At 51.5% G+C, this 21,531-nt stretch carries 19 protein-coding genes and 2 tRNA genes; 6 read left to right on the top strand and 15 right to left on the bottom strand.

Translation table 11 applies throughout. The annotated features are described in order from the left end of the window. Positions 1–384: 384 nt before the first annotated feature. Positions 385–2,244: a DUF885 domain-containing protein gene (locus tag ACWAU4_RS06840; RefSeq protein ID WP_208125650.1), complete on the top strand. Its 1,860-nt coding sequence runs from the start codon at positions 385–387 to the stop codon at positions 2,242–2,244. A 441-nt stretch (positions 2,245–2,685) separates the two neighbouring features. Here the strand turns inward: ACWAU4_RS06840 and ACWAU4_RS06835 are convergent, their stop codons facing one another. The 5 genes from ACWAU4_RS06835 to trmB all read right to left on the bottom strand — a co-directional run bounded on the left by ACWAU4_RS06835 (position 2,686) and on the right by trmB (position 8,622). Next, positions 2,686–3,633 (bottom strand): LysR family transcriptional regulator, encoded by a 948-nt coding sequence (locus ACWAU4_RS06835; RefSeq protein WP_025009469.1) that lies wholly within the window; start codon positions 3,631–3,633, stop codon positions 2,686–2,688. 315 nt (positions 3,634–3,948) lie between these two features. Then, on the bottom strand, positions 3,949–4,752 hold the full coding sequence (locus tag ACWAU4_RS06830) for a YggN family protein (RefSeq protein WP_052678496.1): 804 nt from the start codon (positions 4,750–4,752) through the stop codon (positions 3,949–3,951). Positions 4,753–6,645: 1,893 nt separating this feature from the next. Then, complete coding sequence (glsB, locus tag ACWAU4_RS06825) at positions 6,646–7,560, bottom strand: glutaminase B (RefSeq protein WP_144162311.1); 915 nt, start codon at positions 7,558–7,560, stop codon at positions 6,646–6,648. Beyond that, a complete protein-coding gene (locus ACWAU4_RS06820) occupies positions 7,560–7,883 on the bottom strand; it encodes a YggL family protein (RefSeq protein ID WP_025009472.1) in 324 nt (107 codons plus the stop codon). The genes glsB and ACWAU4_RS06820 overlap by 1 nt, the downstream gene beginning before the upstream one ends. 22 nt (positions 7,884–7,905) lie before the next feature. After that, positions 7,906–8,622, bottom strand: a complete 717-nt coding sequence (gene trmB / locus ACWAU4_RS06815; protein ID WP_025009473.1) for a tRNA (guanosine(46)-N7)-methyltransferase TrmB — start codon at positions 8,620–8,622, stop codon at positions 7,906–7,908. A 171-nt stretch (positions 8,623–8,793) separates the two neighbouring features. On the opposite strand from trmB, the gene mutY reads away from it, so the two are divergent. Beyond that, the gene (gene mutY / locus ACWAU4_RS06810) at positions 8,794–9,900 is read left to right on the top strand and encodes an A/G-specific adenine glycosylase (RefSeq protein WP_025887546.1); all 1,107 of its coding nucleotides are present in this window, start codon (positions 8,794–8,796) and stop codon (positions 9,898–9,900) included. Positions 9,901–9,902: 2 nt separating this feature from the next. Continuing rightward, entirely contained in the window at positions 9,903–10,181 is a 279-nt protein-coding gene (locus ACWAU4_RS06805; protein ID WP_025009475.1) for an oxidative damage protection protein, read from the top strand. Positions 10,182–10,417: 236 nt separating this feature from the next. Here ACWAU4_RS06805 and ACWAU4_RS06800 read toward each other — a convergent pair whose 3' ends face one another. From ACWAU4_RS06800 to ACWAU4_RS06770, 7 genes are all read right to left on the bottom strand, one after another. Continuing rightward, complete coding sequence (locus ACWAU4_RS06800) at positions 10,418–11,746, bottom strand: KAP family P-loop NTPase fold protein (protein ID WP_157822969.1); 1,329 nt, start codon at positions 11,744–11,746, stop codon at positions 10,418–10,420. A gap of 340 nt (positions 11,747–12,086) precedes the next feature. Beyond that, positions 12,087–13,277, bottom strand: coding sequence for a multidrug effflux MFS transporter (locus ACWAU4_RS06795; RefSeq protein WP_144217327.1), 1,191 nt, complete (start codon positions 13,275–13,277; stop codon positions 12,087–12,089). Between the two features lie 219 nt (positions 13,278–13,496). Then, on the bottom strand, positions 13,497–13,988 hold the full coding sequence (locus tag ACWAU4_RS06790; RefSeq protein ID WP_096141517.1) for an AAA family ATPase: 492 nt from the start codon (positions 13,986–13,988) through the stop codon (positions 13,497–13,499). Then, entirely contained in the window at positions 13,985–14,527 is a 543-nt protein-coding gene (locus ACWAU4_RS06785; RefSeq protein ID WP_044733973.1) for a dihydrofolate reductase family protein, read from the bottom strand. Before ACWAU4_RS06785 ends, ACWAU4_RS06790 begins: the two co-directional genes overlap by 4 nt. Positions 14,528–14,850: 323 nt before the next feature. Then, complete coding sequence (locus tag ACWAU4_RS06780; RefSeq protein WP_054745432.1) at positions 14,851–15,186, bottom strand: thioredoxin family protein; 336 nt, start codon at positions 15,184–15,186, stop codon at positions 14,851–14,853. Positions 15,187–15,340: 154 nt separating this feature from the next. Next, a complete protein-coding gene (locus ACWAU4_RS06775; protein WP_454290512.1) occupies positions 15,341–15,916 on the bottom strand; it encodes a YceI family protein in 576 nt (191 codons plus the stop codon). Positions 15,917–15,920: 4 nt separating this feature from the next. Then, a complete protein-coding gene (locus ACWAU4_RS06770) occupies positions 15,921–16,469 on the bottom strand; it encodes a cytochrome b (protein WP_156020037.1) in 549 nt (182 codons plus the stop codon). A 376-nt stretch (positions 16,470–16,845) separates the two neighbouring features. Between ACWAU4_RS06770 and ACWAU4_RS06765 the strand changes: the two genes are divergently transcribed. The 3 genes from ACWAU4_RS06765 (at position 16,846) to ACWAU4_RS06755 (ending at position 17,976) form a co-directional block, all read left to right on the top strand. Next, a tRNA-Phe gene (locus ACWAU4_RS06765) sits at positions 16,846–16,921 on the top strand. Positions 16,922–16,928: 7 nt separating this feature from the next. After that, a tRNA-Thr gene (locus ACWAU4_RS06760) sits at positions 16,929–17,004 on the top strand. Between the two features lie 204 nt (positions 17,005–17,208). Next, positions 17,209–17,976: an EAL domain-containing protein gene (locus tag ACWAU4_RS06755; RefSeq protein ID WP_107110957.1), complete on the top strand. Its 768-nt coding sequence runs from the start codon at positions 17,209–17,211 to the stop codon at positions 17,974–17,976. 345 nt (positions 17,977–18,321) lie between these two features. On the opposite strand, the gene ACWAU4_RS06750 is transcribed toward ACWAU4_RS06755, so the two are convergent. From ACWAU4_RS06750 to nagX, 3 genes are all read right to left on the bottom strand, one after another. Continuing rightward, positions 18,322–18,450, bottom strand: a complete 129-nt coding sequence (locus ACWAU4_RS06750; RefSeq protein ID WP_260847081.1) for a hypothetical protein — start codon at positions 18,448–18,450, stop codon at positions 18,322–18,324. A gap of 104 nt (positions 18,451–18,554) precedes the next feature. Continuing rightward, positions 18,555–19,877 (bottom strand): sugar MFS transporter, encoded by a 1,323-nt coding sequence (locus ACWAU4_RS06745; RefSeq protein WP_427911186.1) that lies wholly within the window; start codon positions 19,875–19,877, stop codon positions 18,555–18,557. Between the two features lie 465 nt (positions 19,878–20,342). Then, the gene (gene nagX, locus ACWAU4_RS06740) at positions 20,343–21,488 is read right to left on the bottom strand and encodes a transmembrane glucosamine N-acetyltransferase NagX (RefSeq protein ID WP_144221490.1); all 1,146 of its coding nucleotides are present in this window, start codon (positions 21,486–21,488) and stop codon (positions 20,343–20,345) included. Positions 21,489–21,531 lie beyond the last annotated feature (43 nt).

Genomic DNA, 21,531 nt, shown 5'->3' with positions numbered 1-21,531 from the left:
AAGCCCTCGTGGCACTCTGGCTTCCACAGCAATTGGCATTCAAGGCATCTGACTGAAGGCATGCCGGGGCCTGCCAAAGTCGGATAACGCCGAAAGCCTGTTGCTGTGGAAGCCCCAAAGGGCGTGTCTTACAGACCTGTCTGCTGTGTTGTGACTCTTGCAAAGGGCTTGCCATTCGCTGCGAATCACGCCTTGCATCCAAGCCTGTAAGCCAACGCAGAGCACACATGGGGCTTGTACACACCTTCCTTACGTTACCGTATTCCATTAGGATAAACTTCTTTAGACGCAAATGAGCCATAGCAGTCGCGGTTTCTGTGCGTCTTTCCTGACTCGGGCCATCGTCATCCGGCCTGCCATTGCCAAGCAAAAAGGAAGTTGTCCATGCCGATAACCATAAGAAAAAGTCTGTTGACGCTGGCCCTTGGCGCCGTTTTAAGCAGCAGTTATCCCCTTCTCGCCCAAGCCTCCGTCTCCGGGCAGAGTAACCAAGCATCAAACCTGGCTCTTGAGGTCATCAAGGCCGAATCCGCCAAAGCCAACGCCCTGTTTGAAGCCATCTTCAACGAAGATGTCGCCGCCAGCCCGGTGCGGCAGACCTTTCTTGGTATCAAGACAGATTACGGCAAATGGGACTCACTGGGAGATGCGGCCGATGATGCCGCGCTTGCTCGCGCCAAGCAGCAGCTTGAGCGCCTGTCACTACTGGATCCGACAAAGTTGGACTCACAGAGCAAGTTGAGCCTGGAGCTGTTGACCGCCAAGCTGCAACGCCAGATCCGCGATGATAAGTTCCGCCACTACAACTACCCGGTCAACCAGATGTACGGCATTCACTCGCTGGTGCCTTCATTGTTGATAAACCAACACTCGATAGCCGACGAAGCCGATGCCCGCGCCTATATCAGCCGTATAGCCGGGGTTCCTGAGCTGTTCGAGCAGCTGATTACCGCCCTTGAGGTTCGCGCCGAGGAAGGCATAATCGCCCCCAAATTCGTATTCCCCCACGTACTTTCAGACAGTCGCAATATTATTCATGGCGCGCCGTTTGATGGTGAGCCGGACAGTGCCATCTGGGCCGACTTCAAGAGCAAGTTGGCAAAACTCAAGCTGGATGAAGACACCCAAGATAAACTGCTGGATCAAGCCACCATCGCCCTCAAAGAACAATTGAGGCCAGCTTACCAAAAGCTGATTGCCTATCTCGAAACCCTGGAAAAACGGGCCGACAGTAGAGATGGAGTCTGGAAATTCCCGAGCGGCAGCGCCTTCTATAACAATGCCCTGGCCAATACCACCACCACAGAGATGAGCGCCGATACCATTCATCAATTAGGACTGGACGAGGTCGCCAGGATCCACGGCGAAATGCGCGCCATCATGGACAAAGTTGGCTTCAAGGGCGATCTCAAAGCCTTCTTCAAGTTTATGCGCCAGAATGAGGGCTTCTACTTCCCGGACAATGACGCCGGCCGCCGGGCCTACCTGAGAGAGGCCACCGCCCTTATCGATAACATGAACTCGCGCCTGGATGAAGTATTCAAGGTAAAGCCCAAAGCGCCTTTGATAGTCAAACAGGTGGAAGCCTTCAGGGAGAAGTCTGCCGGCAAGGCTTTCTACAACCAGCCCTCGGCCGATGGCAGTCGCCCGGGAACTTACTATGCCAACCTCTATGACATAATGGCTATGCCCAAATACCAGATGGAGGCACTGGCCTACCATGAAGGGATCCCCGGGCATCACATGCAGATAGCCATAGCCCAGGAACTGGAAGGACTTCCCAGCTTCCGTCGCTTCGGCTCTTACACGGCTTATATCGAGGGCTGGGGCCTTTACAGTGAGTACTTCCCCAAGGAGATGGGGCTTTACAGCGATCCTTACTCAGATTTTGGCAGATTGGCGATGGAGCTATGGCGCTCCTGCCGTTTGGTGGTAGATACCGGGATCCATGCCAAGAAATGGACTCGAGAGCAAGCCATAGCCTATTACATGGACAACACTCCCAATGCCGAATCTGACGCAGTAAAAATGGTTGAGCGGCACATAGTTATGCCCTCGCAGGCAACCGCTTACAAGGTGGGGATGAACAAGATACTTGCGCTTAGAGCCTACGCCAAGGAGGCGCTGGGTGAGCGTTTCGACATTCGCGCCTTCCACACCCTGGTATTGCAAAACGGCCCCTTGCCGCTGGATGTACTTGAGCAGGAAGTAAAAGACTGGGTGGCCGCGCAAAGCCAGGTTTGAAATTGAATCAACTGCCGCTCCCGTGAGCGGCTTTTTTATGCGCTTGATTCCGTCCTGAAAACAGGCATAAAAATACCCCGGCCACCTGGGCCGGGGTAAACCAAAATCAGGATGATGGTTTTAAGGCCGACATTGTTTTAGTTCGAAAACCTGGGTCGGCATTGATAAGGGCTTAACACTCTGTGTTGAACCAAGCAGTCTACAGCAGGAGGGGTCAGTCCCACGGCACACCCGTATGTTGGTTCCACCCGAATCAACTGCAACCATTGTATTGATTTCAGAACAGACTGCAACAAGATTATTAAAAACCTTTAGGATTCACTAAACAATAAAGCGATAAAAAAACCAACAAAATCTCAATATCTATATGATATAAAAACAAAAAACACCCAAGCAGAACTTGAGTGTTTTTCATTGTTCTATTATAAGAACGATATTTCTTTATTTTTCCTGGCGCAGGGCAAACAGATCTGCGTATTTTTTGTCCCAATAGGGTGGTGTACCTATGTGATCCTTAATGAACTCGATAAAGGCACTCACCTTGGGAGCCAAGTGTTTACGTCTTGGATAAACCGCCTGCAGCGGCAGATGATGGGTCAGTTGCCAATCGGGAAGTAGAGGAACCAGAGTGCCTTTTTCTATTTCATCTTCCAGCAGATAACTGGCGAGATAAACCACCCCAAGCCCACTGACAGCGGCAGACTTGAGCGCCGGCGCATTGTCGACTCTGAAATTCCCCGAAACCCCTATCTCACAGTAGTCATCGCCCTTCTTGAATTGCCAGACGCTGTGCTCATGCCATTCACCGTGGTAAACCAAACAGTTGTGCTCCACCAGCTGCTCCGGACGGGCCGGCATACCGTGGGCCGCAACATACCCGGGGGAAGCCACCAGCAGGAACTGACACTTCATCAACGGGCGGGCCACCATACCCAGAGGCAGTTGCTCTGACATGGTCAGCAGCAGATCCAGGCCTTCACTGACCACATCAACCTTATGGTCCAACAGGCTCACCTGCAGCTCGAGATCCGGGTGACGGGTCATAAACTCGGGCAGTGCCGGAATAATATGCATGGTGCCGAACGACTGGGAGATCCCTACCTTGAGCACGCCTCGGGTGGCATCATTGAGGTTGTGCACACTGGCCACCGCCTGATCCGCATCCCGGAGCAGTTCTTCCCCCTGCACATACAGCAGATTACCGGCTTCGGTGAGGCTTAAGCTACGGGTTGTTCGCTGGATCAACTGGATCCCGAGTTTATGTTCAAGATCGGCAACCTGGGTACTGACCTTGGATTTGGATATTCCAAGCCTGCGCGCCGCGGCACTGAAGCTGCCGGCACGGGCGACATGAGTGAAAATAGCGATAGGTTCTAACAGTTCTAACATGAAAGTCGCCTTAAGCCGTTTACAACACTGGTAAAAGCTTTCCTGGAAAAGCGACGGGCCTCACCGTCAAGACCCCAAAATGGGGTGTGGGCTGCCGGGTTTTGGAAAGCGCACTGGGTAGAGTCACTGAGTCCTGACTTGGGTGTCAGTTTTATTATTTTTGCGAAGTATACCAATTCTTTCTTATTGACTCTAACCCAAGGATAGCCTTGAGCCAAAAAAACCGCCGCAGTGATGGCATAATCAACAGATAATCAATAAAAAACCCCTGTATCAAGGGAGGGGAAGATACAGGGGGAATCACCAGCTTAAATCTTATTGCTGCAGTTCAACCTTGCCGGACAGTACCTGGAATTCGCCCAGTTCAGGGATCTGCTTGCGTAACTTGTCTTCCAGCACCACCAAACGTTGGAAGTTGTCGCAAAGCGCGTCGGCTCTCTGCTCCATCTCCTGGGCGCGGGACTCCATTTGCACTTCAATATCCTTGCCCATCTTTTCCATCTTCTGGCTGAAGGCATTGATCTTCTCATCAAAGGTTTCGCCCTCACCTGACATCATGGCGCTGCCCATGGCCATCATCAAACTGCCTAGCGACTGCTGTACCAGTTGCTCTATTTCTTTGGAAAACTCATCACCAAAGGCGTTTTCCAGCGACTCTTCAGTGGCCCCGAGGAAGTACTGGTCACCATTGCGATGAGCCACTTCATAGACTCGCTGTTGCAGACTGTCCATGGTTTCATCCAACTTGGCACCGGCGGCATCACCCAAGAGTGGTGTCAGAGCCATGCTCACGGCCTCGCTCGCCATGGTGACGGCATCTTCCACCAAAGAGATAACTTCGGGTAACTGCTGAGCCATGGCATCCGAGTACTCGTTGACAAGCTTGCTCTGCTCGGCATTCAAGGCCACTTCTTCACCTTCCACATAAAGGCGGCCCGGCTCAATTCGATAGTGTTCTTTCCCTTGATTACTGACACTCAGCTTCTTGGGTTCCAGTGATATGTCGTAGTTGAGTGACATCTCGCATTGCTCATCTCTTGGCTCAAAGTTGATCGCCATAGCAGGCGCCGCCGCAAACAGTGCACACACCAAAGATATTCCACCAATTGCTTGTTTCATTCTGTCTTCCCTCTCGTTTTAATCTGCCGAGTAAACTTGGTTACCGCTTATGGCTCAGAATAAAGCAGACTTTGTGCCAAAGTTATAATCAACTGATACTAAAAGAATAAACATCAAGTATGGCAGCAGAATATGAAAATCCACCATCTAGGAGTGGCAAATTTTACCAACTTGTAGCCGTTATGATGAATAAGACACAAGAAACCAAAGAAAGGTTTAACAGGGAAAGCTCTGGATGGCCTAGACTGTTCCTTTTCTTCACTGCATTCGGGATTAAAAGCCATAATAGCCGCTGTGCCAGCAGCCTAAAGTCGTGGTGTTCCACACCACACCGAGCAAGAGGCTTTGCTTGTCCAAAGCCCCTTGCATCCCCAAGGACACCCCGACGTAGCCGAAATCCCCGCTGGCTTATGAAACAAATTGGCTACACTCAGGACTCGCCAAACGCATCCATGCATAAGGGCCAGCTCGCCTTCCTTGGCTCGCGCTCATGAACTTGTCGCTTCGCAACATTCGCCTTGCTCGACCTTCGAGCCTCGACATCCCTGTCTCGGCTACGCCAATTTGCAACAACGCCAGCGGCGGCTCCGAAGGGGAGTCGGTGCAATTCTGTAAGAGCTAACTTGTTTGAAGCGACCTATATGCCCGCAGACATACACCTCATTTTCAGGCACAGGCGGAACTGTGACCTTCCGAGCCAGGGATGGCGAGGCAGAGCTTACAGGGATGTACTTGCAGCGAGTCACAGGATCGCCTGTGCATAAGCCTGCGGCAGGCAATGAGAAACATCCGTCGCCGGAGGCCCTGCCAATACTAATTAGTAACTTTTAGCTAAAAGCTATGATAGCCGCTGTGCCAGCAGCCTAAAGTCGTGGAGCTTCGCCCCACACCCGACCAAGAAGGGATCAACAGCAATCCCCTCTTGGATCTCCCTTGCCGCCCCACACGGTGTCGAAAGCCCCTCGGCCTAATGGCGCAAATAACTATCGCTTCAGACGCTCATCCCTGATTCGACTGTCGCTGCTTCGGCATCCATGCCTCAGCTATGTTATTTGCGCCAACGGCTTTCGGCGACACCGAGGGGGAGTCGGTGCAATTCCTCATCCCAAAGTGTCGTATTCAGCTGCAGATATACGCCTAATTCCAGGTACAGGCGGGACTGTGACCGTCGAAAACAGGGACTTTTTCGTCGAGCGCCCAAGGATGGGTTAACAGCGTGTCATAGGATCGCCTGTGCATAAGCCTGCGGCAGGCAATGAGAAACATCCGTCGCCGGAGGCCCTTAGTAACTTTTAGCTGGCAGCCATGATAGCCGCTGTACCAGCGGCCTAAAGTCGTGGAGCTTCACCCCACACCCGAGGAAAGGGGGCTGTATCGACTCGCCCCCTTTCCAACCCCCCTGCGACCCGCGACGCAGCGGAAACCCCCTTGTGCTTATGATGCCAATTCGCTATCGCGCCAGACGCTCATCCCTGATTCGACTGGCGCTGCTTCGGCATCCATGCCTCGCTACGCGATTATCATCAACGCCCTGCGGCCACTTCGAGCGGGAGTTGGTGCAATTCTGCAATCATAGCGTTGCTTGAAATTGCTTATATACCCACTAACATACGCCTATTTCCCAGGCACAGGCGGAACTGTGACCGTCGAAAACAGGGCCGAATTTTGTTCCAGACAAATTCGGCATTTCCTACGTCCCTGTAGGTCAGATGTTTTCGTCGAGGCTACAAGGACGTATTAACGCCGAGTCACAGGATCGCCTGTGCATAAGCCTGCGGCAGGCAATGAGAAACATCCGTCGCCGGAAACCCGGCAAGCGCTTAATATGCAACTTTAGGCTGAAAGCTATGGTATGGCGTAAAAAACAAAGGCAGCGGAATGCTGCCTTTGGGATCAGAAGATTGAGCGGCCAACGGCCAGCCTGAGTTGCTCCAGCGCTGCCGTACCAGCGAGTGAGTTGCCGCTGCGGTCAAGCTCTGGCGACCAGACACAGATGGACATGTCACCGGGGATCACAGCGATTATGCCACCACCGACACCACTCTTGCCCGGCATGCCGACCCGGTAGGCAAACTCACCGGCGCCATCATAAAGCCCGGATGTGGCCAGGAGCGCATTGAGTCTGCGGCTCTGCAGCCGTGATATCAGCTCTTTGCCATCCAATGCCTTACCGCCTTGGACCAGATACATCATGGCCCGGGAAAGATCGGCGCAGCTCATTTTCAAGGCGCAGTAATGGAAATAGCTTCGCAGCACAGTATCCACATCATTGTTGAAGTTACCGAAGGACTTCATCAGATAGGCAATCGCGGCATTGCGGGCACTATGCTGATACTCGGAATCGGCCACCACCTTGTCGTAGCAGATATGCGGATTACCCGCCAAACGGCGAACCACTTCCAGCATTCTGTGCTTGGGCGCTCCGAGGCGGCTCTGCAGCAAGTCGGCTATGACCAGCGCTCCGGCATTGATAAAGGGATTACGGGGAATGCCGCGCTCCAACTCCACCTGCACCAGAGAATTAAATGAGTGACCCGACGGCTCTTTGCCTACCCGGCTCCAGATTTCGCTTTCTTCATAGAGTGTCAGCGCCAGTGTCAGGCTGAACACTTTGGAAATACTTTGAATGGAAAAAGGCTCTAAATAATCCCCTGCCCCCACTGTGGTGCCGTCGGCCATGGTGACGGCAATCCCCAGCTTGTTGGCATTGACCCGGGCAAGGGCCGGAATATAATCCGCCACCTTACCCTGGCCAATCAGAGGGCGAACCCTGTCGAGCACCTGCTCAAGCAAGGCCTCGTCCGGGATTAACTCCACCAAATGTCGTACAGCTCAGTGACTTCCAACTCGCTGATTGGCTGAGCTTCCCAGAATGCCTTGACTGCGCTTCTGTCATCTTCGGTGCACTTGCCAATTCTTTGGGTGGCAATAATGCCTTCCCACTCTCTGTGGCCGCCACCGTGGAAGCCCAAGCCTCTAGGTTCTATGACTTCATCAATAAAACGGTCGACCAGGGGATCTATCTGTTCCTCCGACACAGAGTCGGCAAAACGCCAACTAACGTCAAATCCCAACTCCTGGAATTCATCAACACGCAACTTCTTGCGCAAACGACGACTGCGAATAGCCATACTGCTTCTCCCTCAGGTGTAATTACTCTGTACGTTCGAACATCAGATCCCAAACACCGTGACCCAGGCGCTGGCCGCGGGCCTCGAACTTGGTCAACGGACGATAATCCGGGCGTGGCACTACAGTGCCATCGCTGGAAAGGTTGCGATAGCCGGGGGCGGCATTCATCACTTCCAGCATATGCTCGCTGTAGTTTTCCCAATCGGTAGCCATATGGAACACACCGCCAATTTTCAGTTTACGCCGCACCAACTCGGCAAAGGCCGGCTGCACTATGCGGCGCTTGTGGTGGCGTTTCTTGTGCCATGGGTCGGGGAAAAACAGCTGCAGCCGCGCCAGAGAATTATCGGCAATGGCGTGCTCCAGCACTTCCATGGCATCGTGATGGAATACTCTCAGATTAGTGACTCCGGCTTCGCCGGCATCGGCAAGACAGGCGCCCACACCAGGCTTGTGCACTTCAATACCGATAAAGTTAAGCTCGGGGGCTTCCTTGGCCATGGTCACCAGTGAGGCACCCATACCAAAACCTATCTCCAGCACTGTGTCTGCCTCACGGGCAAAAACGGCGTTCAAATCCAGCGGCTCTGGGGAATAATCCAGCCCCATGCTGCCCCAATGCGCTTCTATGGCCTGGGCCTGGCCCTTGGTGAGGCGACCCTCACGCAGCACAAAGCTTCTTACTTTGCGCAGATATTTGCCTTCTTCGTTAAACTCGGCCGTTGTGACTTCGCTCATTTTTGCCCCTAGAGAGGTTTGAAAAAAGAAGGGCATTATCCAAAGTTCACCATACAGTGCAAGCCCTGATGCTGAAAAAGTATACCAACAATCCACAAGAACGAAATAAGTCAATCATTTGGGGGGATCAATCTCCTTGTTTCGCCCCTTGGCTGCGGCTACACTGCGCCGATGAACAAAACAGCCTCTTTCGCAGAACGTATCATAAAATGGTACGACTTGAATGGTCGCAAGACTCTGCCATGGCAACAGCAAAAGACCCCATACAAAGTATGGATTTCTGAGATTATGTTGCAGCAGACCCAGGTCGCGACTGTTATCCCCTACTTCCAAAAATTCATTGCCCGTTTCCCCGATGTCGTCAGCCTGGCCAATGCCGACACGGACGAAGTGCTGCATCTGTGGACAGGTCTGGGCTATTACGCCCGCGCCCGTAACCTGCACAAGGCCGCCATCAAGGTGCGTGATGAGTTCCAAGGCGAGTTTCCAACCGACTTTGACTCGGTACTGGCACTGCCGGGCATTGGTCGCTCAACTGCAGGTGCGGTGCTGTCGCTGTCTTTGGGACAACATCACCCCATATTGGATGGCAACGTCAAACGGGTACTCGCCCGCCACGGCGCCATAGAAGGTTGGCCCGGGCAAAAGGATGTGGAAAACCAACTCTGGCAGCTGACTGAAGCACTCACGCCCAAGGCCGAGATCCAAAAATACAACCAGGCGATGATGGATATAGGTGCCACCATATGCACCCGCTCCCGCCCCGCCTGTGACCAGTGCCCGGTCGCCCGTGACTGCAAGGCGCAGCTTATGGGGCGCCAGGGCGAATTCCCCGGTAAGAAGCCGAAGAAGGCGATTCCGGCCAAAGAAGCCTGGCTACTGGTGCTGGAACACAATGGCGAGATCTTGCTGCAACAAAGGCCACCCGCCGGGATCTGGGGCGGCCTCTGGTGTTTCCCCGAGTTCAGCAACAGACAAAACCTGCTGCAAGCCGCCAAAGCCTTGGGGCTTGCAGAGCACAGCATCACTGAGCTACCCGGTTTTCGTCACACCTTCAGCCACTTTCACCTGGACGCCCAGCCTATGCTGCTGCGGCTAAAGAGCAAAGTAGCCACAGACACGCTGCTGGACCAAGGTCACAGCGCCCAGAGTAAAGACAGGGTAATGGAACCCAAACCCTGTCTCTGGTATAACTTAAACCAACCTTCCCGGGTGGGACTGGCCGCTGCAACAGAGCGGGTATTGGCCAGCCTGGAACCGAGTCTGACCAAGGAGTAAACATGGCACGCACAGTTAACTGCGTCTATCTCAAGAAAGAAGCCGATGGCCTGGATTTCCAACTGTATCCCGGCGAACTCGGCAAGCGCATTTTCGACAGCATCAGCAAAGAGGCCTGGGGCCTGTGGCAGAAAAAACAGACCATGCTGATCAACGAAAAGAAACTGAACATGATGAATGTCGATGATCGCAAACTGCTGGAAGAGCAGATGGTCGCCTTCCTGTTCGAAGGTCAGGAAGTACAGATTGAAGGCTATGTGCCACCGGCAGAAGATGAATAAGCCGCTATAGCTGTAGCGAGCGAAATGAGAAAAGGCCCTTATGGGCCTTTATCTTTTGCTGTCGCGACGAAATTTATCGGCCAGTTCGTGGCGAATTCAGGCACCATCCAGGGCTCACCGGCGATATACTCGGTTGGCAATGGACTTGGGACCTTACAGCATCTGTGCTGTGTGGACAGCACTCTTGGTACGGTTTGTTTGTGACTGCAGGCCTGTAAAGGTTTCGAGCTTGTCAGTTATAGTGAGATGTTAGTTAACCACTGGTTGACAATCAACAAGCGATTAGGTGGTTCTCGACCAAAAAGATTATAATTTGATATTTCTTTATCCATAATCATCTTCTCTTGTGTTGCCTTATCACCAAAGTCAAAATTGACCACGCGAACTACGCGATCTAGTTCACAAAACTCAGTTTGTTGAATATCAGTAAAATTGGCTGCAGCAACAATCCTATCGTAACTAATCTTACCATCTACAGGTCTTAGTGAGTCAGGCTTGCAAACTTTGAGGTAACAGACAATAGCTATTACAGATTGATACTCACTATTGAGCTGTTCCTTAGTTAACATATTGCTCAATATAGAAAAATAAGAAAGTATTCTCTCAATCTCTCTAAATGATGGCTGGTAGTATTGGACAACTTCTACCAATACGTTCTCGCACTCTCTGAGATTAGTGTTTCGGTTCTCACCTGACATTTCCCGCAGGACATATTGTAAATATCTATAACCATGATCATTATACTGGTCTGTTGCTCTTGGCAGGGTTAACCATACATTGATAAATTTATGCAGGTAGTTAACAGGATTGCTCTCCCCATATTTAGCCTTAATTGACTGCTCTAATTGCACCCGATTAGTGACAAGGATAAAGGTGATTCCCTTAACAGAGAACAGATGTTTTACTTGCTCTAATAACTCAAGGGCAAAATCTGGCCGACAGCGATCTAACTCATCAATAATGAAAACTATTGGCCCCCCATCCCCTTGCTCTGTTGCAAATGTTGACAGATGTTCTTTGAACGCTTTTAGTGCCAACTTGTCCTTTTGGGCATGTTCAAACCTTTCCTTTACAAGATCATCCACTTGGTCTGCAATTAGATTGGATAAATCTTTCTCCACCGCATCAACGGCACTACCATCGATTACACCAGCGGTAACAGTTCTCACTGTCAGTTTTATTGCGCCTCTGGCTAGAGACTTACCAGCCTTAATCGCTTTATCCTTGAATTGAGTTTGCTTTTCTTCATCCGTATTTGAGATCAATTGATACATCTCAGATGCCAACGCCAAAAATGGGTCCTTTTGATAATCATTTTCGAAGGCATCGAAATACACTGACTGAATTTTTTTCTCCCGCTGATGCGACAAGTAACCCCGCCACATTTTGATAAAGGTACTCTTACCCTGCCCCCAACCTGCATCCAGCGCAATCACGGGATTACTCTCAGAATTTTCTATTAATTTGGCTAACCGCTCACCAAATTCTTTACGCTCGAAAATATCAATCGATGGCTCAAATCCAGTCTTATTGTCTATTTGTACTTCTGGTGTAACTATCTTCATATTTTCACCACTTCTATTTACATTCAAAAGCTTAACCATTAGAGCTTAATAAGTTGGATATCGACATCGCTAATCAAGTCGCCATTGTTTTTTTCAAGCTATTACGATAGTAAACCATCTTTAGATAGCAGCCACAGGTATTCCTCGGTTTCTGCTCCGACGAGACGTTTACTCTCGGAAACTACACTGCTCATCACTGGCAGAATTACAATAGCAGTTAACGGGCAACTATGCGCTCAATAAGCTCGCGCCAATGCCAACGTTTGAAACTTTCAAATCCACGTTTGACTATTAAAGTCCCCCAAAAATCCGGGGGACTCTTTAGTTATACAAGTCCAAGCTAGCCTTGTTGCCGCCGCCCCAGCAGGATAAAGCCCGCAGCCAACAGGGAAGAGATAAGGATATACACAGCTATGGTGGCCGAGGTTCCGGGCGGGATCAGCTTTATCAGCACACTGACCATCAGGCTTAAATACAGGCTTTCCAGCGCATAATAAAGCGCCGTTGCCAAACCCGCCGAAGCGGAGAAGGCGTGCAGCGCGCCGTTGGCCGAGACTGCACAAGTCAAGGCAATATTGACTCCAATCAGGTACATGGGAAGCATAAAGCCCAGCAGGGTAACGCCAAAGAGCCACTCGCACAGATAGAGGATAAGCCCACTGACAAATAGCCCCGCCAGCCCTCGAAACACTGTGCCGCTTATTCCCCAACGCCCAACCAAAGGCTTGACGAACCTGGTGGTCAGTATCATCACAATCGCCACCGAGCCGAACCAGAGGCTGAACTCGACTTTACTCAGGCTCAAGGTATCCATCAGCACCGAGGGCGAGGTGGAAAAGTAGGCGAAGAAGGTTCCCATTGCCGTTGCATAAGCCAAGGTATAACCGATAAAAGTCTTGGACCCCAGGATGGTGAACAAGCTATTGAAACGAAACGGCTGGGTTTTGGCCGGCCGGGTTTCTGGCCATTTAAACACTGTGTGCACGGCAACCACGGCAGCGAATATTCCCAGGAAGTAAAATATGCCCTGCCAATGCCACTGCTTTTCTATCAAGGCGCCCAGAAACGGTGCCACTGCCGGTACACAAGCCAACACTGAACCCATGATGGCGTAAACGACTACGCCTTCTTCCCTTTCTGCAAATACATCTCTGACCGTGGCAAACGCCGCAACCAATAGTGCAGACGCGCTCAGCGACTGTAACAATCTCAGTCCCAGAAAGTAATCGAAGTTCGGACTTAAGGGAATAGCCAGGCTGGACAATGAGTACAAGACAGCGCCAATAACGACTATCGGCCTTCTGCCAAACTTGTCCGAGAGGGGGCCAAACAGCAATTGCCCAAGGCCTAGGAGTGCCATATACATGGTCAGCGTCAGCTGAACCTGCTCCCTTCCTACCTTGAAACTTGTGCCGATGTCATTCACTGCCGGAAGGTATAAGTCCATCCCCAGTGAAGCAAGCAGATCGAAAGGTACCAGAAGTACCAAAGAGTATAAGAATGAGTAATTCCAGATATTGTTTCTATTCATTTTCGCGTCCAATTATTGCTAAGAATCTATTCAAGCGATAATTGGACTGCCTTCACTGCTCTCTTCATAATCTAACCTCTATTTTGCGGCGCCTTCGCGCCCGCATGACTATAGCGCCATGTTTGAACTCTGCCAAAGAGCAGCAAACCGGCCGGCGCATATTGGCACAAATAACCTTGGTCTGCCACAGCCAAATAACGAACGCCATGTCCGCTGTTTTCAGGCCGGGCGCACCTCTATCGATAGCGCTTCCTCGGCCGTTGGCACCTCAAAATAGGCACTCACCTGCCGAAAGACGGTTTCATTGTCGAACGCTGCCCGCTCCGGGCATTGAACTCTTCTGAGTGCCAGACGCTCGAGACACAACTCATCATCTGCCTCTAAATAGACCAGCAGATGCTGCGCTCCAGCCGCCTCGGCCAGGGCCTTGAATCCATGACGCTGCACTGCGGTATTGGCCGGGAAGTCCAGCACCACATCGACACCGCAACCGAGTAAGGCCTGAATATGTGCGCTCATAACAGGTTTGAGCCGGGCCGAAAACTTGAGATAGTCGCCAAAGTTTTGGATCTCTTGCGGGAAAAGAGCGGCAAGCCACTGATCTTCACTAATACAGACGGCGCGCCGCTCTGAAGCCAACTCTTGCGACAGAGTCGACTTGCCCGCGCCCATCTTGCCGCAGAAAAAGATTAAGGTACCCACTTGATTCATGCCTGTGTCTCCCTTTGAAACTGATAACGATTCTTTACCAATTGCCCCAGCAACAGCTGTGATGACACCAGCTTCAAGTTCACAGAACCAGGCAAGGTATCAAATAGCCGGATCCCGCCCCCCAGCAACACAGGCACTGTGGTAATGGTCAGCTCATCGACCAGAGCGGCGGCAATAAAGGAGCGAATAAGAGCGCCGCCATCGAGATAGATGTTGTGGTACCCCTTTGCATGCAAGGTGCCGAGCATTTCAGTTGCCGAGCCGCAAATTAACTCGGCTTTGCCGGCAAAACCCTCCGGTAATTGCTTGAGACTATTGCTGGCAACAAATACAGGTTTATCGTAGGGCCAGGCATCGAAGGCGGCCACCACTTCAAAAGTGTTGCGCCCCATGAGCAGAGCATCGACCGAAGCCATAAACTCGGCAAATCCCAGATCGCTGCCCTCCGGGTTATCTATTGCCGCCAACCAATCAAGCTCACCATTGGGTCCGGCAATAAAACCATCCAGACTCTGGGCCATATACACCCTATTTTTCATCTAACTACTCCTTCAGGGAAGGTGCGAACAAGTCCCATGTGTGCTCTGCGTCGGCTTACAGGCCTGGATGCAAGGCGTGGTTCGCCGCAAATGGCTTAGTCCTTTACAAGAAACACAACACAGCAGACAGGCCTGTAAGCCACGCCCTTTGGGGCTTTCACAGCAACCGGCTCTCTGCGTTATCCGACTTCGACAGGCCCCGGCATGCCTTCAGTCAGATGCCTTGAACGCCAATTGCTGTGCAAGCCAGAGTGCCACAAGGACTTATTCACACCTTCCTTAGCTCCGAACTCAATAACAGAAAGCCCTGTCGATTATTTTCCCTAAGACTCAAAACTGAGCCGATAGGGCCTGTCGATTGCCTCTCGCAGATCCGCCAGAGAAAATACCCGCTGCAACTCGGCAAACTTTTCGCCGTCAAAATAGACCTGCACCACGGGCAGACTGAAGATACTCATCTGGGCGGATAGCTGCTGGCCAGGGCCCTGACAATCGATATAGGCCGCCTGCAATAGTGGATACTCGTCGGCCAACATGGCGCTTATTCTGGGCTTCAACGCCTGACACACGCCGCAATGCTCGCCGCCGAACAGCAGTAATACCGCGGGTTGGCTTTCGAGCAGTTGTTTAAGCTGCTCAAGGGTTTCGATATTCAGCATGGTTTCAGCTCACAACTCACCGGCGGCCCAAGTACCCGGGCTCTATTGTTTGTATTGGCGCTCATTGTGCCATATCGGCGCTGACTTTCGCTGCCAGTTTACAGGCCAAAAAGAAAAAGGCGCCGACGGCGCCTTCTGTAAAAACTATTGTGGGTTACTGCTTAACCCCTTCAACCACCAGGTCGAGTTTGACGTGAGTGGAAGCCGGGCCCAGATCGGTAGTAATCTTGTAATCCTTGAGGGCAAACTCGGTAGCGCCGACAAACCCGGCGCGATACCCGCCCCAAGGGTCCTGCCCTTCACCGATAGCCTTGGCATCTATGGTCAGCGGCTTGGTCACCCCATTGAGGGTAAAGTCACCGGTGATCGCCAATTCGCCATTCCCTTTGTCCTCCACCTTGGTGGACTTGAAGCTGGCCTTGGGATACTTGCCGGCATTGATGAAGTCGGCTGAACGTAGGTGCTTGTCCCGCTCGGCATGGTTTGAATCCAGGCTTTGGGTGTTAATGGTCACATTCACCTTGGCATCAGCCGGGTTGGCCTTGTCAAAGCTGAAGCTGCCTTCAAATTCATTAAAACGCCCGACCACAAAGCTGTAGCCAAGATGGTTGACTCTAAAGTTGATAGAGGCATGGGCGCCCTGGGTATCAATCACATAGTCGGCGGCATTCACGGCGCAAGGCAATAACAGGGCGCTGCCAAGCAAACCGGCAAACAGGGTCTTTTTCATTTTGCTATCCTCTCTTGAGTTTAATCATCCTGACGAGTGTCTGATCTTTATCGATAAAATGGTGTTTCAGCGCCGCCAAGGCATGCAACACCACCAGGGCTATCAAGCTATAGGCGGCGTATTTATGTATCGCCCCGGCGATATCGGCCTGATTGTTAAACAGCTCACCGACACCCGGCAGCTCAAACCAGTCAAATACCGCGATCCCCCGGCCATCAGCGGTGGAGATCAATATGCCGCTCAACATAATCAGCAGCAGCAACAGGTAGAGTCCCCAATGCGTCAAACGGGCCGCCTTCTGCAGTAAAGGCTTGTCCGGTATCGCCTGTGGCGACGGGCTCAGCAGTTTCCACAACAATCTGGCCAGGGTAAGCGCCAACAACAAAATGCCGATACTCTTGTGCAGATGCGGCCCCTTCTGATACCAGGCACTGTAATAGGTCAAATCAACCATCCAGTAGCCGAGCCCAAACAGGCCTATCACGGCAATGGCCGATAACCAGTGGCTCAAAATGCTGACAAGGCCGTAGCCCTGACGAGTGTTGGCAAGCATTTTCTATCCTTAAGCTATGTCTTAAGCACATCATATGGAGGCTAAATGAAAACTAAAATCATTAAATATTGGCCATTTCTTTCGAAATTTTAGAAAGTAGGACAAAAGGTGGGCTTAAAGAGCCACAGCGATGCGGGTAACGCGGCAGATTGCGGCGAAGATAGTTTGATACAATAGGCGGCCTGCTGGCTTTTCAAGCGATATCAGTTTGATTTCAGCTCAAAAAGCCCAATTCTGAGCATTAACTGAGCGAACACAGGATTTATGCCGAAAAAGCACTTGCAGGAAAAAATTCAGAACTATATTATACGCGCACTCCGAACGACACGGGCCTCAACTCCCGGTTCGAAGTAGATGACTGACACTCAGTTCAGTTGCCCGAATAGCTCAGTTGGTAGAGCAGCGGATTGAAAATCCGCGTGTCCCTGGTTCGATTCCGGGTTCGGGCACCACAATTTAGCCGGCATAGCTCAGTTGGTAGAGCAACTGACTTGTAATCAGTAGGTCCCGAGTTCGACTCTTGGTGCCGGCACCATGAAACAACAAAAACGCCACTCACTGAGTGGCGTTTTTGTTTATATCATTCCCGCAGACTTCAGCCATGGTTTGACCCGATTTCTGCGGCAGACCGCCCTTTCCCTCTCCCTTTGCGCTAACTCATGGCTTAACCTAAAGCCGCTTTGCTTAAGCATAAAAAGCCAGCTAACCTTAAGGATAAACACTCGAAAAGGTCATTTTAATGCTTGAAGGAACAGCAAGTTATGAAATTCACTCCTGCAGTAATTGCCTAAACAAAAAGGAGTTGGGGTTTGATTTCTCAATGGCTTTTCAACCCATAATAAACATCAAAAATAACAGCGTATTTGGCTATGAAGCACTGGTTAGGGGATTAAACAATGAGGCGGCGGGCCAGGTATTTTCCAAGGTCAATGACCACAACCGCTATATCTTTGATCAGATGTGCCGGATAAAAGCCATCTCGCTGGCCTCGCGACTTGGCATAGACTCCATGTTGAGTATCAACTTTCTCCCCAATGCCGTATATAAACCCGAGCGCTGCATTCGAACCACTCTGGAAGCAGCCAAAAAATACAACTTCCCTACCGAGAGGATCATGTTTGAATTCACTGAGGTAGAGAAGATTGAAGACAGCAATCACGTTAAACGTATTGTGGAATGCTATCGAGCCCTGGGCTTCATAACCGCCATAGATGACTTTGGTTCCGGGTATTCAGGGCTGGATCTACTGGCAAATTTCCAGACCAATATCATAAAGCTTGATATGGCGTTAATCCGGAATATAGATACAGACAAAGTTCGCCAATCGATAGTGACACATTGCCTGAGCATGTTTCAGGATTTGGGCATCATCCCTTTGGCCGAGGGAATAGAAACCCAAGGAGAATGTTTTTGGCTCAAAACAGCAGGAATCGAACTGATGCAGGGCTACCTTTTTGCCCACCCGGGTTTTGAGAGCTTGCCCCAGGTCGATTTCTCCAATCTCTAAGCCACAGGTTTGTAGTGCCCTTTGTTCGTGCCTTCTATTAGAGCCCTGCGAGTGCACTCCCTATTTATGGGGACTTGTGCCTCTATCAAAAACCAAACACAAACTACATCTATACACGCCTTTCAGCCTGAGTAATTTTTGCTACCGTAAATTTCAATTTAAAGATCATTGCCTTATGATTCTTGCCAATTTTTCAGGGCGAAGACAATGGGTCGCGTAATAACACTTGATGGTTATGCTCAAAGATTTAAGCGGGTAAATGCCATAGCTCACTTCCTGGATGATGGGTTTAAAAAACCAGCGTATCGCCAGTACCTCAAGCTGTAACCGGGTTAACCCCAATCCCTATTCCGCGACCTCGATATAGATAGTGGCCAACGCCTTTCGACTGCGATGAAAAAGCCATTCGGGCTTGAGCCAGCCGTCATTGACTTCTTTATGACACAAGAGTGTTTGGGTTCGTGGCTGAGACATCAGCTATGACGAGATCCCCGAGCCAAAAGGCTCGGGGAATTGAAGCAAACGGCTATTACCGACCATGAGCAGTTAAGTCACCAAGGAGGGCTAAACTCTCGCTGTTACCAACTGCGCATCTTATGGCCTTTCAGCGCATAGAAGAGGATAAACAGATAACAGGGCAAGCCTATCCAGTAACCCAACTGCACATTGTCACTGAAGTGGGCAATCTTGCCGAATATCAGCGGCAGTATGGCGCCACCTGAAATACCCATGATCAGCAGCGCCGAACCCTGGGCCGTGTACTTGCCCAGCCCTTCCAGCGCCAGCGGCCACACAGAGGGCCAAACCAGAGCGTGAGCCAGGCCCATCATGGCGACGAAGGTGACTGTATCCGGAATAGTTGGAATACCGCTCCACCCCCACAGCAGCGACGAGATAGCATGGCTCTCGGCCGATGAGAAGATGATGCCAAAGATGCAAGCAATACCCGCCAAGGCCGAGGCGAGCAAAGCCTTTTCCTGGCTGATAAAACGTGGAATACAGCTAACCCCCAAAAGGTAGCCGATAACCATAAACACCATGGTGTAAGAGGTCAGGGATGCGAAATTGTTGACGTCGAGGCTGGCACCATAGAGACCTATGGTATCGCCGGCAATCACTTCAACCCCCACATAGGCAAAGATGGCTATGGCGCCCAGGATCACCTGAGGGAAATGCACTATACCGCTCTTGTCGGCGTGCTCTTCCTCTTCTCCCTCGAAGGCGATTTCAGGCAAAGCAGAAAACTTCACCAGTGCGATCAGTACCACAAGCGCCAGCGTCATATAGATATAGGGCATCACCAGACGCGCAGACAGTTCGCTTATTTGGGCTTCTCGCTCGGCCGGGGCCATGGCAGCCAGATGCCCGGCGGTGAACCCTTCCAGATCAGCCAATACCAAAGCGGTAAAAAGAATAGGCACTATCACACCGGCGCCCTTGTTAATCAGCCCCATGATGGAGATCCGCATAGCGGCGCTCTCCTTCGGACCAATATGCACCACATAGGGGTTGGATGCCGTCTGCAAAATGGTCAGGCCGGTTCCCAGTACAAAAAGCGCCAGCAGAAACATTAAAAAGTTGGCGCTGAAGGCGGCAGGAATAAACAGCACAGAGCCGACTGCCATGATCCCCAGCCCCACCGCCATGCCATTGCGATAGCCGGTGCGACGCAGGATCGACGACATGGGCAGCGCCATCACGGTATAGGCGATGTAAAAGGCAAAGGTGACAAACAGTGCCTGAAACTCATTGAGCTCACAAATGATTTGCAGAAAAGGGATCAATGAACCATTCAACCAGGTCACAAATCCAAAGATAAAAAACAGCGCACCTACGATAGTCATAGGCAGAAAACTGCTTCTTGAGGCTGCGTCAGCCGGGGTAGCAACTGTCATGTTCATAAACCTGCTTCTTATAGTAATTTATTGTTTGGCAACCAAATTTATCGGCGCCCCATCCATCTTGAGTGGTGTTTAACGCTTGAAACCTTGATGCCGCGGCAGCTCTATACACGGCTTTGTTTCAATAAAGTTACGTCATAATAACAAAAAAGACAACGCTGTCATTAATTTTAAACCAGGCTGATGTCGCTTGTTCGGCGAGCTAAGGAAGGTGCGAATAAGTCCTCGTGGCACTCTGGCTTGCACAGCAATTGGCGTTCAAGGCATCTGACTGAAGGCATGCCGGGGCCTGTCGAAGTCGGATAACGCAGAGAGCCGGTTGCTGTGAAAGCCCCGAAGGGCGTGGCTTACAGGCCTGCCTGCTGTGTTGTGCTTCTTGCTAATTTGCTGCGAACCACGCCTTGCATCCAAGCCCGTAAGCCGACGCAGAGCACACATGGGGCTTGTTCGAACCTTCCCTAAGCCTCAAACCCGAATAAACAACTGCCTGCGATACATCCACCAGAGCAGCAACCATTGCACCCCGAGCATGGCCAATACACCAAGCAGTGGCTGCCAGTTCTCGGGGGCGCTATTGATAAAACCACCAAGCAGACTTTCGCTGCTATAGCGCCACTGAACCAGACTGGAAGCGAGATAGATGATGATGGCGTTGCAACCAATCACCACAAAGGGGAAACCCAGCCAACGCAGCCCAAGCACATCGATAACGGCGTAGAACAACGCCAGCAGCAACAGACTCCAGCCGCTGCTCACCAGCACAAAACTGCTGGTCCAGAGATCCTTATTAACCGGGATCAGAGGATTAAGCAGCCAGCCAAGCCCCAAACAAACAAGCCCGGCCAGACACAGCAAACCTACCCTACCCCAGGCTGAAAAGCTTTGCTGCTGCAAAAAGCGGCCCACAAACACACCGGCCAAAGCATTGACCACTGCGGGAAGGGTCGATAACAGGCCTTCCGGATCATAAGGCTTATGTTGGTAACTGATCCCGGGCAGGAAATGACTGTCTACCCAGGCGTTGATGGAACCGGCGGCGCTAAAGTCCCCGGCACTGCCACCCGGGACCGGCAGCCACAGCTGCACCATGGCGTATCCCAGCAAGATAGCGACAGCAGCATAGATCTGGGTTCTGAGCCCTGTGTGCCACACCAGCATGGCGGCAAAAAACCAGGCGAAGGCGATACGCCCCAAGACGCTGGCATAGCGTATCTCATCCAGGGCCGCCGGCATGCCCGTCCCCCAGCCGTGATTGTAGAGCACGCCAAAAAACAGCAGTAAAGCCAAACGCTTAACTGCGTGCTTATATTTTGGGAGTCGCTCGGCAAACGCCAACTTGTCCAGACGCTTGGGAGACAAACCCAGGGCAACGCCGGAGAGGAAGATAAACAGCGGGAAGATAAGATCGTAGAAGGTAAAACCATGCCAACTGCTGTGGTGCATCTGGCCATCGAACCAACGCCAGCCACTCCAAGTAGTCAGCAGCAAGAGGGCGGCAAACAGCGCTTCACCGCCTAGGATCCAGAACATGTCAAAGCCCCGTAGCGCATCGAGCGACATCAGCCTGGGCTTGTTGGCGGTCTCAGTTGCCGCCGCTATCTTTTCAGTCATAGGGCTTCCCTGTTGTTATTATCTTTATCCGGGTAAAAGCTGC

This window comes from Shewanella sp. FeAMO (assembly GCF_053653955.1).
Note: the sequence above shows the minus strand (reverse complement) of the source record. Positions and strands in the feature narration are given on the sequence as shown.